This window comes from Actinomadura sp. BRA 177, from assembly GCF_013372625.1.
Lineage (GTDB): Bacteria > Actinomycetota > Actinomycetes > Streptosporangiales > Streptosporangiaceae > Spirillospora.
The window spans coordinates 14,898-28,094 of the sequence record NZ_JABXFD010000281.1 but is presented as its reverse complement, the minus strand read 5'-3'; the positions used below and the strand labels follow the sequence as shown (position 1 = coordinate 28,094).

The window sequence follows — 13,197 nt, the reverse complement described above, 5'->3', positions numbered from 1 at the left end:
ATGCCCGGCCGAACCGGCCAGATCGGTCATGCTCAACGTCACTGTGAAGAAGATCCCGTTCTCGCCCTGCTCATGCTGCTTAAGTCTCGTTCGTCCCGTGTGTCACACCAGTTTGGCAGAGAGGGGGTCACGCTGGACGGACAGCGGGTCGACTCACGAGCAACGCGGCCTCAAGCTCCGTCCGCTGGCCGAGGTTCGTACGGTCCCAATACCGCCGGTCCTGGTGGAGATCCTCCGGGGGCACATCGCCGAGTTCGGGACGGCTGCGGACGGGCGGATCTTCCAGACCGAGCGGGGCGGCGTCGTCGGGTCGACGGCCTACGGCGATGTCTGGGCGGCGACTCGGGCCCTGGCCTTTACGCCGGAACAGGTCGCCTCTCCCCTGGCTCGGCGGCCGTACGACCTGCGCCATGCGGGGGTGTCACTGTGGCTCAACTCTGGTGTTCCGGCAACTGAGGTCGCCGAACGAGCGGGCCATAGCGTCAAGGTCCTGTTGCAGGTCTATGCGAAGTGCATCCTGGGCCAGCACGACCGGGCGAACCAGCGGATCGACGATGCGCTCGATGACTGATCTGATCTACCCTCTAGGGGCTCCGGTACGTGCCGGGGCCCCTTCGCCGTTCCTGCTCCGACCTGCGGGAACACCCTCGGACTCATTCCGCGTATATTCCGGGACCGGTGACATCCGGGTGCGTTCGGTGGCGTCTGGCTGCATGCGGGGGATCTTGGAAAGCGAACAGCCTCCGACCGTTTGCACTGGTCAGAGGCTGTTTCAGCGTGTGTGGCGGGTCCAGGATTCGAACCTGGGTAGGCTAAGCCGACGGATTTACAGTCCCACCGCCAAACTGCCCTGACCCGCCAATCCTGCCCCGCGCTCCCGATTCTCGGCACGCATTGGGCACAGCCCCCATAAGCATCTCCGCTAAGCCCGCAGAGCGTCAGCGTCCTGCCCTCTCGTACCAGCGAAGCGCCTCGCTACGGCGCCCAGCCTCCGCGTGCAGATCTCCGGCCTTGCGCATCGACTCCACGTCGCCGAGCTTGCCCGCCCTCTCGTACCAACGGAGCGCCTCCACCGGACGCCTGACCTCCGCGTGCAGGTCACCGGCCTTGCGCATCGACTCCACGTCGCCGGCCTTCTCTGCGTCTCGCCGTGTCGCCAAGATGCCTCCTGGAGCCCATCGATGGGGGGTGCCGATAGCTCACCAGGATCGACCAGTTCCCCGGTCCGCACCAGCCGAAAAGCTATGTGGGATCCTACGATCTTCACCTCGGGACTGGATAAGCCAACGCGTTGGCCTTGGCATGCAACCTTCTGTTTACAAGAAACCGGCCACCCCGAGATCGCCACTCCTGCCGCAGGTGGAACGGTGTGCTGCTGCTCGTGGATGCCAGCAGTCGTAAGCCTCTGTTGCGGTACTTCCCTGCTGTACTTCTCGGCTCCCCGACGATGACCTGAGCGTTCACGCTGACCGGTCCGGGGTACTCGTTCGCGCGAACGGCGCCCAAGGTGTGACAGAGCGTTTCGCGCGAACGAGTGCCTCGGCGCGCGGGGGGCTGGGGGTCGCGAGACCCCCGCTTCACGCCCGCTCAACCCGCCCTCGATCGGTAGCACCATGCCGAACTGGGTGGGCCAGCGCTTCCTTCGAACGACAGAGGCCCCTGAGAACCGAACCCCAGGGGCCTCCTACGTGATGCACACCGCCCACGGTAGACCGTAGACCAGCGTGACACGCTCACCATAGAGCATTCGTAGGCGCTGCGCTGGGTGCCGCGCACGGTAGTTCCGCCCGAACTCATCTCAGCAGGGGACGGCTGTCAGTGTGGGACTGATCAGTCGTATGGACCGAGGAAGCGCTCCCCGTTGAAATGAATCAAGTGTGATGGATCGCTGGCACACCACACCTCTGTTTCCCATGCGATCTGTCGGAGATACTTCCGCATCTCCCCGCGGTCAGGGAAGCATGAAACGTAGACCAGTCCCGGTCTTGCCCTTTCAAATAGAGACGACAGTTCGCGGTAACGTTTAGCATCGACTGGCCCATGCGATGAGGCGGCTTCGAGAAGTACAAGCCATTCCCTGTCGGCCATGTACACGATAAGGTCGGGCATCTTTCCGTGATGGGCGACCCTAACGCCGAGTTGCCTAAGTCGTTCTTTCTCGAACCATGCCCACTTCGCGTCTGCGTCGCCAACGTACAGCACTTCAGCGCCCGGAGTGAAACGTGGGCAGAACTCTTCAACCATCTGCTTAATCAGGACGTTTTGCCCACCCGGAGACAGAGAGAACGGCTCTCCGCTCGGCAAGTTGACCGGGATGCGGTTCATTTCTCGCACGGCCGCGTATTGAGCTTTCAAGCCCGGCACCCTGGCGAGGTACTCGGCTAGGGCTCGTTCGAAGCCGCGCCTGCCGTACTGCTGAATCACCGTCAACGCTTCTGGGGTGACCTGATAGTTCCACTTGGGTGAGTTGATGGGGCGGTCTGGCTGGTCGGGGTTCTGCTGGACGAGCAAGGCATCGGCGAACTGGTGGAGCGTGAACCGGCGGATCGTCTCGCGGGTGTTAGCGGCGTACTCCCGGCCGTATTCGTCTCGTATCCAGTCCATAATGGCCCTGGTGCCGAGCATGGGGTTAGAGGCGGCCGCCCAAGTGTCACCGGGACCCATGCGTAGAAGGGCAAGCAGGGTAAGTGCAGAGCGCTCGTTCAAGCGCTCAGAGTCCATCTGGAGAGCGGCGAGGATACGGCGGGCTTCGCGGATCTTGTCGGTCACACAGCTGTGTCTATCATGTCCAGGACCTTGTCAACGAGAGTGTCAATCTCACTCTGTACCGGCAACCGATCGGGGGCTAGCGCTCCCAGCTGGCGCAGCGACGTCCGGTCGGGGAACCGCATATTCCGTAGATCAGTCGCGTTCACCTGCGTGTGCCCGGAGAAGGTGCGAAAGAATTTATCGACGAGTGAGGAGTTGAGCCACATGGAGAGGCCAAGAGCTATGTCTCGATCCAGTCCGGCTCCGTTGATGTGGAAGACATTCACGTGATTTTCGAAAGCTACTTTCCCGGATGTCTGGTCCGGTGACCAGACAGCGGCCACGATGCGACGTCGCTCTTCCTTGGCGGAGAAGCGCTTCACCGCGCAATACCATCCCTCGGGGAGCAACATCTTTGCGTCCTTGTCGGTGATGGGCCGAAACCACTGCGGTTTCCGGATCTCCCTGGGCCAGACCACTAGACCATCGCGAACGTTGCCGGGGTAGATCAACGGCACGGCGTTATCTTCGGCTTGTGTCAGCAGACATTCCCGAGACCTAAAGTCCACCACTCGCCCGGTAGATACCTTGATCCCGAGTGAGACTAGGGTGTCGGGAAGAGAAAGCATCCGCTCGGCAATTTTGGTGTCCTCCTCGTCGGTGGCAATCCGAATGAACCGGTGTGGATCGTCCGGACGCACAACATCGGAGTAGCGCACGTTGCGGTGGGACGCTTCCTCCTCGTGGCCGACGCTCATTGAGAGCAGCACTCGATCACGTGTGCCGCCCTTCGTGCCTGAGAAGATCACATTTTCTTGGAGTACACCTGTGTCCGCGAAGACCGTTGAGCGCGACTCGAATACGTGTACCCGATCTAGGGCCATCTGATCGAGCAGGTAGGACCGAAAGGCGCCAAAGTAGGGGCCGTTGCAGAACGACCGTGGGGTGATGGCCACCAACTGGCCGCCCTGGTTGAGCATGGCCGTAGCCAGGGACAGGAACGCGGCGTACAGGTTGGGAGCGTCGGCGCCGGTTGTACGGACCGCAGCGCGGGCAGCTGACGAGGCTGCGAGCTTCGCGTATGGCGGGTTCTGAATGACGAGATCGAAGCCTGAGAGTCGCTCGTCCTGCTCTAGGCCTGTCGATGCGGTGATGAAGTCGGCGTCGATCACGTCATATGTCACGCGACCGTCTCCAGCGGCGATACATGCCTTTAGAGTGTCCGTTAGGTACGGCATCACATCGTTGTCGCGCTCGACTGCTACCACGTGCACGCCCAAGTTGGGCCGCTCGTCGAGAACACGGGATACAAGGGCGGCGGACAGCACACCCGATCCTGCGCCGGGGTCGAGAACGCGTAGGCGACCCTCTTGTGGAAGGTGGGGCAGTGAGGCAATGAGCGCAGCCGCACGGGCGGGCGTGAAGAACTGACCTAGGGAGTCCTGGGTCTTTGGGTCGAGCCCAGCAAGGGCGGCCACTCGGTTCCGCTCCGCCTGGGCGAGAAGGTCATGCACCACGAGGCCACGCTAGCGCAACACCTCACCCTCCGTGACGTCCGTCGTGAAGCCGGTAGTGGTTGGCGGTGCGGCGCGGCGGGACCGGCCCGGAGAGGCCGCATGCCCGGCGCGCCGCACCGCCGGCGACGCGTAGCGGCGCCCTTGAAGACGTACAGAAAGTTCTCATCCGGGCGGCGGAGGTTCCGGCTGGGCTTGTGGGCGTGGACGTGCGGCGGCCCCTGGCTTGTCTGGTCAGTGGGGTGGCTGACCGTGCCAGGGGCCGTGTGTGCGGGTGCTAGGTGAGGTTGGTGTGTTGGACGTCGATGCCTGCGGCTACTAGGGCGGTGTGGATCTCGGTGAGGCTGCGGCGGCCGATGTTGCGGACTCCTGGGAGTTGGCCACTGCGGATCATGCGGACTAGGTCGCTGATCGTCCGGGTCTCGGTGCTGTTGTAGCGCAGGGCGTTGCTGGCTCTGGTCGACAGGTTCAGGCATGAGAGTGGGCAGTGTGGGGTGTGTTCGTCATGCTCCTCGGGGTCGTTGGGGTAGACGTCCGGTAGGACGGTGCGGGTTGTGGTGGCGAGGAGGTTGACCAGGTCGGCGACCGTGCGGACGCCTAGGCAGCTCACGGGGCATTGCATGGTGACGCCCTGGTGGTGCGGGTGGTGGTCGGTGGGGTTCACCTCGGTTGCCATGCGTGGGCCCTCGCATTGCTGATCTCGTCGCGTAGTTGGCGAACGTTGGGGGCGGAGAGTAGGCGGTCGCCGCCCGGCAGGGGGACCATGGCCCACCACTGCCGGGTTTGCTGGCCGTACCAGGCGTGGACGCCGGGGAACTGTTGGGCGAGTCCGCGGGCGGCTCGCCGCTCCTCAGGGCTGGTGTTCATGCTGCGGGCCGGTCGTCGGGGTCGCCTTGTTGAGGCGTTGCCAGATGATGTGCTCGATCTCGGTGACCGCGTCGGCGAGGTCGGCGCAGGGGATGGGGAGGGGGCTGCTGCGGGTGAGGTAGACCCACTTGCCGAAGTGGGTGGCGGTGAGTTCCTCGGTCGCCGGCGCGTGCTTGGTGGGGCCGACTCGCAGTGTTGCCGGGGCGACGTGGAAGCGTCGTCGTATCCGCCATCCGTTGGCGGCGAGGGCCTCGGCGAGGCGGTCAAGGTGCCACATGGCTAGGCGGTCGTGGCGGTCTCGTGTGCCGATCCAGCGGACGAATCGGCGGGCTCGGCGGACCCATAGCCGTAGGGTCACGGCGGATTCGTCGATCACCGGTCGCTCGTTTCGGTGAGGGCGAGGACGCGTTGGATGCGGTCGGCGGCGTGCTCGGTGTCCCACAGGGGGCAGAGCGGCTCAAGCTCGGGTTCGGACTTGCGGGTCGGACCGGTCCAGACCCAGTGCCACCACAGGGCGCCGTCGGGGCCGTGCGGGCGGCACCTGATCTCCTGGCGTAGGCCGGGGCTCATCACCTGGCCTAGCGGGTTGTCGGGGGCGGGCTCTCCGTGTGGGTTCACGGCCAGGACGGCGCCGTATCCCCATGCCTTGGCCGTCAGGCCGCGTTGGTCTAGGGCGGCTATCAGAGCGGTGGCCGCGTCTCGCCACTCGCGTTGGCTGCCGGGTGGGTGTGGGCGCGCGTCCGCTGCGCCCGGTGTCGGGGCATCTGGTGGGACGGTCATCAGGGTCCTTCTGCGTCCTCGTGGGTTGGTTTGGCGTGGGCTTCTGGTCGTGATCTTGCTGGTCAGAAGCCCTGCACTTAGTGATTGATACTCAAAGTACGGGTACAGTACTTCAAGTACAACTCACTTGCCGTACTTGCGGCGCACAATAAGTACTGGTCTGGTGGAGATCTACGAAGGAGGGTGCCGATGTTCGGCTTGATGGTCCGGTTCACGTGCAAGGACGAAGCGAGCGCTGGCGCGTTCGACCAGTTGGTGAGCGAGACGATTGGGAAGATCGAAACGCAAGAGCCGGGCACGCTGGTCTACGCGGTACATAAGGTCGACGGGCAGCCACTACAGCGGATCTTCTACGAGCTGTACCGGGACCGGGCGGCCTTCGACGCCCACGAGGAACAGGAGCACGTCAAGCGGTTCCTCGGTGCCCGTGAGGAGCTGTTGGCCTCGGTGGTGGTCGACTGGTTGGACCTCCAGGTAGGCAAGGGGACGACAGGGTGAGCACGGAGTATCAGCGGGCGCTCGGGCGGCGGATCGCTCAAGAGCGCAAGCGGCGGGGGCTGTCTCAGCCTGAGCTGGCGCGGCTGATCGATCGGTCGGTTGCCTGGGTCTCCCAGGTGGAACGCGGCGTGCGCAAGGTCGACCGGATGTCGGTCTTGGAGAAGGTCGCCGAAGCGCTGGAGATTCCGCTTTCGGAGTTGGCGGCTGAGGCACCGGTCGTTGCCGCGACCACTGAGGAACTGCCAGGGTCGGCCGGGCTGCGGCTCGTCCTGTCGGGGGCTCACTCGCTGCGGGCCATGCTCCACTCGGCACCCGTCCCACCTACGGCGGAGATCAAGCCGCGGGTGGATCGCGCCTGGGAACTGACCCATGAGAGCCAGTACGTAGAGCTGGCGGACCTGCTTCGGGGACTGGTGCCCGCGCTGGAGTCGGCCGTGCGGTCAGCACCGGACGAGCGGCGGGCGGAGTTGTTCGATCTGCTGGCGGTGACCTATCAAGCGTGTTCGGCGGCGCTGTCCAAGCTCGGTGAGCCGGAAGCGGCGTGGATCGCCGCCGACCGCGCCATCGTGGCGGCCGAGCGTGCGGGCGATGCGCTGATGATGGCCGCCGGCGCATTCCGGCTCGGGTTCGTCTTCCTGGGGGCCCGGCACTTCGACCAGGCTGAGGAGAACGCCCGGACAGCGGCTGAGGCGCTGTGGTTCCTGGTCGACCAAGGCAAGCCTGAGGCGATATCGCTGTGGGGCGGGTTGACGCTGCAACGAGCGGTAGCCGCATCCCGGCTCAATCAGGCGGACCTGGCTTACCAGCATCTCGCGCGGGCTCGGGAGGTCGCCGTGCGGCTCGGGGACGGGCGCAACGACTACAACACCGAGTTCGGCCCGGCGAACGTTGTCCTGCATGAGGTCGCCGTGGCGGTCGAGCTCGGGGACGCCGGTCATGCGCTGCGGGTGGGCGGCGAGGTCGATGCCTCGGCGTTGTCCGGGGAGCGTCGGGCACGGCTGCATATCGACCTGGCGCGTGCGCATGCCCAGCGGCGGCAGGTTGATGGGGCCGTCTCGGCGCTGCTGGAGGCCGAGTCGATCACTCCTGAGCAGATACGGAACCACCGAATCGTGCGTCAGGTCGTGTCCGATCTGCTGACGATGCAGGATCCCCCATCTTCTGACCTGCGAGAACTCGCTGACAGGGTCGGGGCGTAGAAAAAGTACGTGTCCTAGTACTTGAAGTACTAGCAAGAACCCTAAGTACGCGGTAGCGTTCGTGTTGACGCTGAAGCACTCCTGATGGAGGTGAAGGCCCAACACGAACGCTCTTCGCGTTTCAGGGGCGGGAAGGCCGCTCTTGGACGGCGAGACAGGCCACACATAAAAGTGGCCTGAGCGGGAGACCCGCCCAGGCCGGATGCGGTTAGCACCCTAGTTGGCGCTTTGATGCTACCTCGTTCGTCCCCTTGGCGTGTGCTCCCTCGGTTCCGTAACGCCTGCTCAGCAGGCGGACGAGAGGTGTACTCAGCATGCGCAATATCCCTGTCGACGTCTCCGCCCTGACCTTCGTGTGCGTCTCCCCGCCGCGTCCCAAGCTGGTCAACCAGGACACGGGGGAGGTGAAGACGGACCGCAACGGGCACACGGTGTTCACGGTGGGTTTGTCGGCCGCCGACGTGTCGGGGCGGGTGGACCTGCTCAACGTCGCGGTGGTCGGTGACCAGTCGGTGACGATCGGGGAGGTGGTGACGCCGGTGGGGCTGGTGGCGTTCCCGTGGGAGGCGGTGCTCGGTGGTGAGAAGCGGTGGGGTGTGGCCTACCGCGCCGACCGCATCGCGCCCGTCTCCTCGGTCGCCCCGCCCTCGGCCTCGTCGGCGTCGGCCTCCTCGTCGTCGGATGCGTCCGCTTCGGCGGGCGTGGCTTGAGCGGCGGCCCGGTCATGACTGACCTGCTCCTGGTGCTCGGGGTCCTGGCCGCTGCGGCGGCCGGGCTCTGGGCCTGGCGCCGCTGGCACCCGGCCTCGTTCTGGTACGGGATCGCCTTCCCGCTCCGCGCGGTCCTGGTGTACCTGACGTGGCATCACGTCGCCTCGGGCTGCAAGCTGACCCGCAACCGGCGGCGGTTCCGGCTCACCCTCGACGCCGTCCCGGTCGTCGGTCCGGCCTCACGGTCCACCGCGACGGTGGTCGAGCACAAACGGCGGGTGCGGCGGGTCGACGTCGAACACGCTCCCCGCCTCGGCGTCCTGCGACCGACCCGGCTCGGCTGGCGCATGCGGCTACGCCTGCATGACGGGCAAGTCCCGGCGGACTACGAAAAGGCCGCTGAGGGCATCGCGCACGCCTGGCGCGTCCACTCCGTCCGGGTGGTCGACGTCCGGCCCGGCTACGTCACCCTGTGGGCGACCATGCGTGACCCGCTCACTGAGGTGACGCTGTCGCCGGCACCTGCCGAACTGCTGACCGTGCGTCCGGGCAAACTGGAGAACGGGCGCGACTGGGTGATGGACTTTCGCACCGTGCCGCACTGGCTCAACGCCGGGGCGACACAGTCCGGCAAGTCCAACCTCGCGAACGCCGTCATCCGTGACCTGGCTCCCCAACCGGTCGCGCTGGTCGGCTTCGACCTCAAGGGCGGCGTGGAGTTCACCCCGTACGCGCCGCGACTGTCGGCGCTGGCCACCACCCGGAAAGAGTCGGTCGACCTGCTGTCGGATCTGGTCGGCGAGGTCGAGAACCGCATGGTCACCTGCCGCGCGCACGGTGCCCGCAACGTCTGGACGCTCCCCGAACACCTGCGGCCCGTCCCCGTCGTCGTCCTGGTGGACGAGGTCGCCGAGTTGTTCCTGATGGCCGACAAGTCCGAGAAAGAGGAGGTGTCGCGGACGGCTACCGCGCTGCTGCGCCTGGCCCAGCTCGGCCGCGCGTTCGCCGTCCACCTGATCGTGTGCGGGCAGCGCATCGGCTCCGACCTCGGACCCGGCGTCACCGCACTGCGCGCTCAACTGTCGGGGCGGGTGTGCCACCGGGTCAACGACCCCGAAACCGCCAACATGACCCTCGGCGACCTCGACCCGGCCGCCCTCGACGCCGCCCGCGCTATCCCCGCCGAGACACCGGGGGTGTGCATCGTTGCCGGTCAGGACGGCGCTTGGCACCGTGCCCGCTCGGTCTACGTCCCCGAGCAGGCGGCCGAGCAGGCGGCGCGCGACTGGGCGCACCTGACCCCGGACTGGGATGCCCTCGTCGGCTCCGTCCCCGTCGTCCACCCGGCCGCCTAACCCGCTCGACTCTCTCCTTCGGCTCGGCGTGAGCCCTCAATCGCGCCATGTCCCTACCCGGCCCATGCCCGAAACCGTCCCTGGAGGCTGCCCGATGGTTGCCCGCGTCCGTGTCCTTTGTCCCCGTCCTCGTGCCCGGTTCGTCGCCGTCCCGTCCCCCTCGTCCCCGTCCTCGGGCTCGTCCTCGTCCGGGTCGGTGTCGTCCTGGGACGTGTGGCCGGTCGGCGTCGAGTGGGACGAGTTCCGCTCCCTGCACGTCGCCCGCTGCCAGCGCTGCGCCGACTCGTTCGCCTCCTCGTCCTGCGGCGAGGTCGACGACTGGGCCGACACGCACCGGTGTGACACCGAACTGGCCGCACTCCTGGCGCTCGTCGACATCCGGCGGGCGGCATGACCCGGCGCATCCTCGGCGCGGTCGCCGACTCCGGCCCGGTGGTGGTGCTGGCCGGTATCGCGGCGGCGGGCTCGTTCACCCACATCCGCGACACCGCCACCGAACACGGTCAAACCGGCTGGATGGCCTGGGCCATCGCGGTGTGCATCGACCTGACCTGTGTCATGGCGGCCGGAGAGCGGCAGCGCGACAAGAGCACCGGACGGGCGACGGGGCGGCTGTCGTGGCCGACCGTCGTCCTCGTCGGCGGGATCCTGCTGTCGCTGGCCGCGAACTTGGCGCAGGCTGACCCGTCGGTCTGGGGCTGGATCACCGCCGGGACCCCGGCGGGCGCGTTCCTGGTCGCCGTCTCCATGCTCGAACGCCGCAAGGCCGGCCCCCGCGCGGCGGCTCGGTCCTCGCCGGTCCCGGACTCCTTCGGCCGCCCGTCCTCGCCCTCGACGCCGTCCCCGTCCCCGTCGCCCTCCTCGGCGGGCTCGCCTGTCCCGTCCTCGGCCTCGTCGCCGTGGGTGGTGTGGGAGGACGAGCGGCCCACTGTCGCCGCCGCCGTCCCGGCCGTCCATCACGACACCACCGAACAGGGCGAGGACGAGCAGGACGGCCAGACCTCCATCCCCGTCGCCGCCGAACACTCCGCCTCGGCTCCCTCGTCGCCCTCGTCGCCCTCGTCGGGTCCGGCGGGGCCGCTGGTCGACTTCGCGCGCCGCGTCGCCACCGAACACCAAACCGAGCACGGACGGCCCATCACCCGTGACGCGCTCCGCGCACGCCTCGGCGTCTCCAACCAACTCGCCTCCGACCTGCTCCGCCAACTCCGCACCGAAACCGCATCCCTCGCCTGACTGATCCGCTGGAGGAAACCGCCATGACCACCCACACGAACCCGATCGGCCAGACGCCCCCGATCGTGCCCGGCGACCTGTTCGCCCGCCAGCAGACCATCACCGGCCTGCGCGCCCTCGCCGACTTCCTGGAGGCCAACCCGGCCGTGCCCGTTGAGGAGTACGGCCACAACCTCATCCTCAGCGTCCGCAACATGGACGACGCCTCGGCCGCCGCGCTGGTCGACCGGACGGCGGCGCTCCTGGGCGTCGAGGTCACCGACGACACCCACTGGGGCGGCCACTACACCGCTACCCGCGCCTTCGGCCGCATCACCTACCGCATCGTCCACATCCCCGAGCAGGCGCGGGCCGCGTCCCGCGCCCGCGACAGCTACCGCGACAGCATCACCCTCGACACCGACCAGGACGAGCAGAGCGGCAAGGACGGCGGCAAGGACGGCGGCAAGGACGCCGGGCGGGCTGCCTGATGCGCGCCCGTACCGGTCACCCGCGACCGCTGCCCACGCTCGTCCGGCTCGTCGGGCTGGTCGTGGGGTGGGTGTGCGGGACGTGCGGCGGGGGCGGGGTCGCCTCCGACGGCTCCACCTGCCCCGACTGCAACGGCCACGGCCACACCTTCTAAGGGGGCGTCTCGATGTTCCTGCGCCGCTGCGCCTTCGCCTGCTTCTGGATCGTGCTGGGCCTGTTCCTCGTGCGTCAGCCCGAGAACGCCGCACACGCCGTCCGCGCCATCGTCGGCGGCCTGGCGCTGCTCGCCGATGCCCTCGCGCGGTTCACCACCGCCTTCTAGTCCCCGGCGTGGCCGCTGTCGCCGGCAAGCACTCGCGGCCACGCCGGGCCATCCCACCACCCACACATGGATGAGGAGACCCGCCCCATCATGCCCGACCCGGCACCCGTCATCACCGGTGTTGCAGCCCGTGACATGGCCAACCGGTACAACCGGGCCGACTTCCGGGCCTGGGCGCGCCGCGCACACTCCACCGGGGGCTGTGCTCAACCGGTCCACCTGCGCGGCCGCGTCACCCACCTCGACCCGCTCACCGGCCAGATCCTGCACCACTACTCCACCGCCCGCGAGCCGGGCGGGGCGCTGCGAGTGGCCTGCAAAACCCGGCGCGCGTCCCGCTGCCCCGCGTGCGCCGAGACCTACCGCGCCGACACCTACCAACTCGTCCGCGCGGGCCTGGTCGGAGGTAAGGGCGTCCCCTCCTCGGTGTCGATGCATCCGGCGGCGTTCGTCACCCTCACCGCGCCCTCGTTCGGGCCGGTCCACTCACGGCGTACCGGTAAGGGCGGGGGCGTGGTGGCCTGTCGCCCCCGGCGCGGCGGCGGGACGTGCCCGCACGGGCGGCCGGTCTCCTGCACCGTCCGGCACTCGGCCGCCGACCCTCGCCTCGGGCAACCGATCTGCGGCGACTGCTTCGACTACACCGGCGCCGTGCTGTGGAACGCCCACGCCCCGGAACTGTGGCGCCGGTTCACCCTGGCCTTCCGCCGGTACGTCGCCCGGTCGGCCGGGCTACGGGTGTCCGACCTGCGGCACGTGCTCACGGTCTCCTTCGCCAAGGTCGCCGAATACCAGCGGCGCGGCCTGGTCCACTTCCATGCGGTGATCCGCCTGGACGGACCCGGCGGCCCCGACAACGAACCGCCCGGCTGGGCGTCCCTCGACCTGCTCAAGGCGGCCGTGGATCACGCGGCGGGCGCGGTCACCGTGTCGACTCCGGCGGCCGGGGACGTCCCCGCGACAGAGCACGTGTGGGGCTCACAGATCGACGTACGGCCGATCACCACCACGGGGGAACTCACCGATAGCGCGGTGGCGGGCTACATCGCCAAATACGCCACCAAAGCCGCCGAATGCGTCGGCACCCTCGACCGCCGCATACGCCCCACCGACGACCTGGCTGACCTCCCCGTCTCCGGCCACGCGCGGCGGCTCATCGCCGAGTGCCTGCGCTTGGGTGCGATCGAGGACTACGCCGGGCTGCGGCTGGCCGAGTGGGCGCACATGCTCGGCTTCCGCGGCCACTTCTCCACCAAATCCCGCCGCTACTCCACCACCCTCGGCCGCCTACGCACCGCACGCATCGACCACAACCGCCGCGACCTCGACATCTCCACCGGCCGCCTGCCCTTCGACGACGACCAGGTCCTCGTCATCGCCCATTGGCGCTACCTCGGCCAAGGAATGACGCCCGGCGAAGCCCTGCTCACCGCTGCCCTCACCGGCAAACCACTGCCCCATCTCAGTCCGTCCGGCTCCTGACAACCCATGGAGAGG

17 protein-coding genes and 1 tRNA gene are annotated in these 13,197 nt (G+C 67.7%); 11 read left to right on the top strand and 7 right to left on the bottom strand.

What is annotated here, in order from left to right:
- Window positions 1-223 precede the first annotated feature (223 nt).
- Window positions 224-571, top strand: a complete 348-nt coding sequence (locus tag HUX53_RS12575) for an integrase (protein WP_176403350.1) — start codon at window positions 224-226, stop codon at window positions 569-571.
- 211 nt (window positions 572-782) lie between these two features.
- On the opposite strand, the gene HUX53_RS12570 is transcribed toward HUX53_RS12575, so the two are convergent.
- The 7 genes from HUX53_RS12570 to HUX53_RS12540 all read right to left on the bottom strand — a co-directional run bounded on the left by HUX53_RS12570 (window position 783) and on the right by HUX53_RS12540 (window position 5,747).
- A tRNA-OTHER gene (locus HUX53_RS12570) sits at window positions 783-860 on the bottom strand.
- 78 nt (window positions 861-938) lie between these two features.
- Entirely contained in the window at window positions 939-1,160 is a 222-nt protein-coding gene (locus HUX53_RS12565) for a hypothetical protein (RefSeq protein WP_176403349.1), read from the bottom strand.
- 670 nt (window positions 1,161-1,830) lie between these two features.
- The gene (locus HUX53_RS42505) at window positions 1,831-2,769 is read right to left on the bottom strand and encodes a BsuBI/PstI family type II restriction endonuclease (RefSeq protein ID WP_217919366.1); all 939 of its coding nucleotides are present in this window, start codon (window positions 2,767-2,769) and stop codon (window positions 1,831-1,833) included.
- A complete protein-coding gene (locus HUX53_RS12555; RefSeq protein WP_176403348.1) occupies window positions 2,766-4,265 on the bottom strand; it encodes an Eco57I restriction-modification methylase domain-containing protein in 1,500 nt (499 codons plus the stop codon). The genes HUX53_RS42505 and HUX53_RS12555 overlap by 4 nt, the downstream gene beginning before the upstream one ends.
- 274 nt (window positions 4,266-4,539) lie before the next feature.
- The gene (locus HUX53_RS12550; RefSeq protein WP_176403347.1) at window positions 4,540-4,938 is read right to left on the bottom strand and encodes a DNA-directed RNA polymerase subunit alpha C-terminal domain-containing protein; all 399 of its coding nucleotides are present in this window, start codon (window positions 4,936-4,938) and stop codon (window positions 4,540-4,542) included.
- 174 nt (window positions 4,939-5,112) lie between these two features.
- Window positions 5,113-5,406: a hypothetical protein gene (locus HUX53_RS12545; protein WP_176403346.1), complete on the bottom strand. Its 294-nt coding sequence runs from the start codon at window positions 5,404-5,406 to the stop codon at window positions 5,113-5,115.
- Window positions 5,407-5,501: 95 nt separating this feature from the next.
- Window positions 5,502-5,747: a hypothetical protein gene (locus HUX53_RS12540; RefSeq protein ID WP_176403345.1), complete on the bottom strand. Its 246-nt coding sequence runs from the start codon at window positions 5,745-5,747 to the stop codon at window positions 5,502-5,504.
- A 351-nt stretch (window positions 5,748-6,098) separates the two neighbouring features.
- On the opposite strand from HUX53_RS12540, the gene HUX53_RS12535 reads away from it, so the two are divergent.
- The 10 genes from HUX53_RS12535 (at window position 6,099) to HUX53_RS12490 (ending at window position 13,182) form a co-directional block, all read left to right on the top strand.
- Complete coding sequence (locus tag HUX53_RS12535) at window positions 6,099-6,407, top strand: putative quinol monooxygenase (RefSeq protein WP_176403344.1); 309 nt, start codon at window positions 6,099-6,101, stop codon at window positions 6,405-6,407.
- A complete protein-coding gene (locus HUX53_RS12530) occupies window positions 6,404-7,606 on the top strand; it encodes a helix-turn-helix domain-containing protein (RefSeq protein ID WP_176403343.1) in 1,203 nt (400 codons plus the stop codon). Before HUX53_RS12535 ends, HUX53_RS12530 begins: the two co-directional genes overlap by 4 nt.
- Before the next feature lie 314 nt (window positions 7,607-7,920).
- Window positions 7,921-8,316, top strand: a complete 396-nt coding sequence (locus HUX53_RS12525) for a hypothetical protein (protein WP_176403342.1) — start codon at window positions 7,921-7,923, stop codon at window positions 8,314-8,316.
- A gap of 14 nt (window positions 8,317-8,330) precedes the next feature.
- Window positions 8,331-9,671, top strand: a complete 1,341-nt coding sequence (locus tag HUX53_RS12520) for an FtsK/SpoIIIE domain-containing protein (protein ID WP_176403341.1) — start codon at window positions 8,331-8,333, stop codon at window positions 9,669-9,671.
- Between the two features lie 94 nt (window positions 9,672-9,765).
- A complete protein-coding gene (locus tag HUX53_RS12515; protein WP_176403340.1) occupies window positions 9,766-10,065 on the top strand; it encodes a hypothetical protein in 300 nt (99 codons plus the stop codon).
- Window positions 10,062-10,907: a DUF2637 domain-containing protein gene (locus tag HUX53_RS12510; protein WP_176403339.1), complete on the top strand. Its 846-nt coding sequence runs from the start codon at window positions 10,062-10,064 to the stop codon at window positions 10,905-10,907. The genes HUX53_RS12515 and HUX53_RS12510 overlap by 4 nt, the downstream gene beginning before the upstream one ends.
- Window positions 10,908-10,930: 23 nt before the next feature.
- Complete coding sequence (locus HUX53_RS12505) at window positions 10,931-11,377, top strand: hypothetical protein (protein ID WP_176403338.1); 447 nt, start codon at window positions 10,931-10,933, stop codon at window positions 11,375-11,377.
- A complete protein-coding gene (locus HUX53_RS12500; RefSeq protein WP_176403321.1) occupies window positions 11,377-11,532 on the top strand; it encodes a hypothetical protein in 156 nt (51 codons plus the stop codon). Before HUX53_RS12505 ends, HUX53_RS12500 begins: the two co-directional genes overlap by 1 nt.
- A 12-nt stretch (window positions 11,533-11,544) precedes the next feature.
- Entirely contained in the window at window positions 11,545-11,700 is a 156-nt protein-coding gene (locus HUX53_RS12495) for a hypothetical protein (protein ID WP_176403337.1), read from the top strand.
- A gap of 66 nt (window positions 11,701-11,766) precedes the next feature.
- Window positions 11,767-13,182 carry a replication initiator gene (locus HUX53_RS12490; RefSeq protein ID WP_255205194.1) on the top strand — a complete coding sequence of 472 codons (1,416 nt, stop codon included), beginning with the start codon at window positions 11,767-11,769 and terminating at the stop codon, window positions 13,180-13,182.
- Window positions 13,183-13,197: the final 15 nt, after the last annotated feature.

Bases quoted from the DNA above. Each gene is read 5' to 3' on its own strand.
- HUX53_RS12550 (WP_176403347.1), bottom strand. From the start codon at position 4,938: ATGGCAACCGAGGTGAACCCCACCGACCACCACCCGCACCACCAGGGC.
- HUX53_RS12545 (WP_176403346.1), bottom strand. From the start codon at position 5,406: ATGTGGCACCTTGACCGCCTCGCCGAGGCCCTCGCCGCCAACGGATGG.
- HUX53_RS12535 (WP_176403344.1), top strand. From the start codon at position 6,099: ATGTTCGGCTTGATGGTCCGGTTCACGTGCAAGGACGAAGCGAGCGCT.
- HUX53_RS12525 (WP_176403342.1), top strand. From the start codon at position 7,921: ATGCGCAATATCCCTGTCGACGTCTCCGCCCTGACCTTCGTGTGCGTC.
- HUX53_RS12520 (WP_176403341.1), top strand. From the start codon at position 8,331: ATGACTGACCTGCTCCTGGTGCTCGGGGTCCTGGCCGCTGCGGCGGCC.
- HUX53_RS12515 (WP_176403340.1), top strand. From the start codon at position 9,766: ATGGTTGCCCGCGTCCGTGTCCTTTGTCCCCGTCCTCGTGCCCGGTTC.
- HUX53_RS12510 (WP_176403339.1), top strand. From the start codon at position 10,062: ATGACCCGGCGCATCCTCGGCGCGGTCGCCGACTCCGGCCCGGTGGTG.
- HUX53_RS12505 (WP_176403338.1), top strand. From the start codon at position 10,931: ATGACCACCCACACGAACCCGATCGGCCAGACGCCCCCGATCGTGCCC.
- HUX53_RS12500 (WP_176403321.1), top strand. From the start codon at position 11,377: ATGCGCGCCCGTACCGGTCACCCGCGACCGCTGCCCACGCTCGTCCGG.
- HUX53_RS12495 (WP_176403337.1), top strand. From the start codon at position 11,545: ATGTTCCTGCGCCGCTGCGCCTTCGCCTGCTTCTGGATCGTGCTGGGC.
- HUX53_RS12490 (WP_255205194.1), top strand. From the start codon at position 11,767: ATGGATGAGGAGACCCGCCCCATCATGCCCGACCCGGCACCCGTCATC.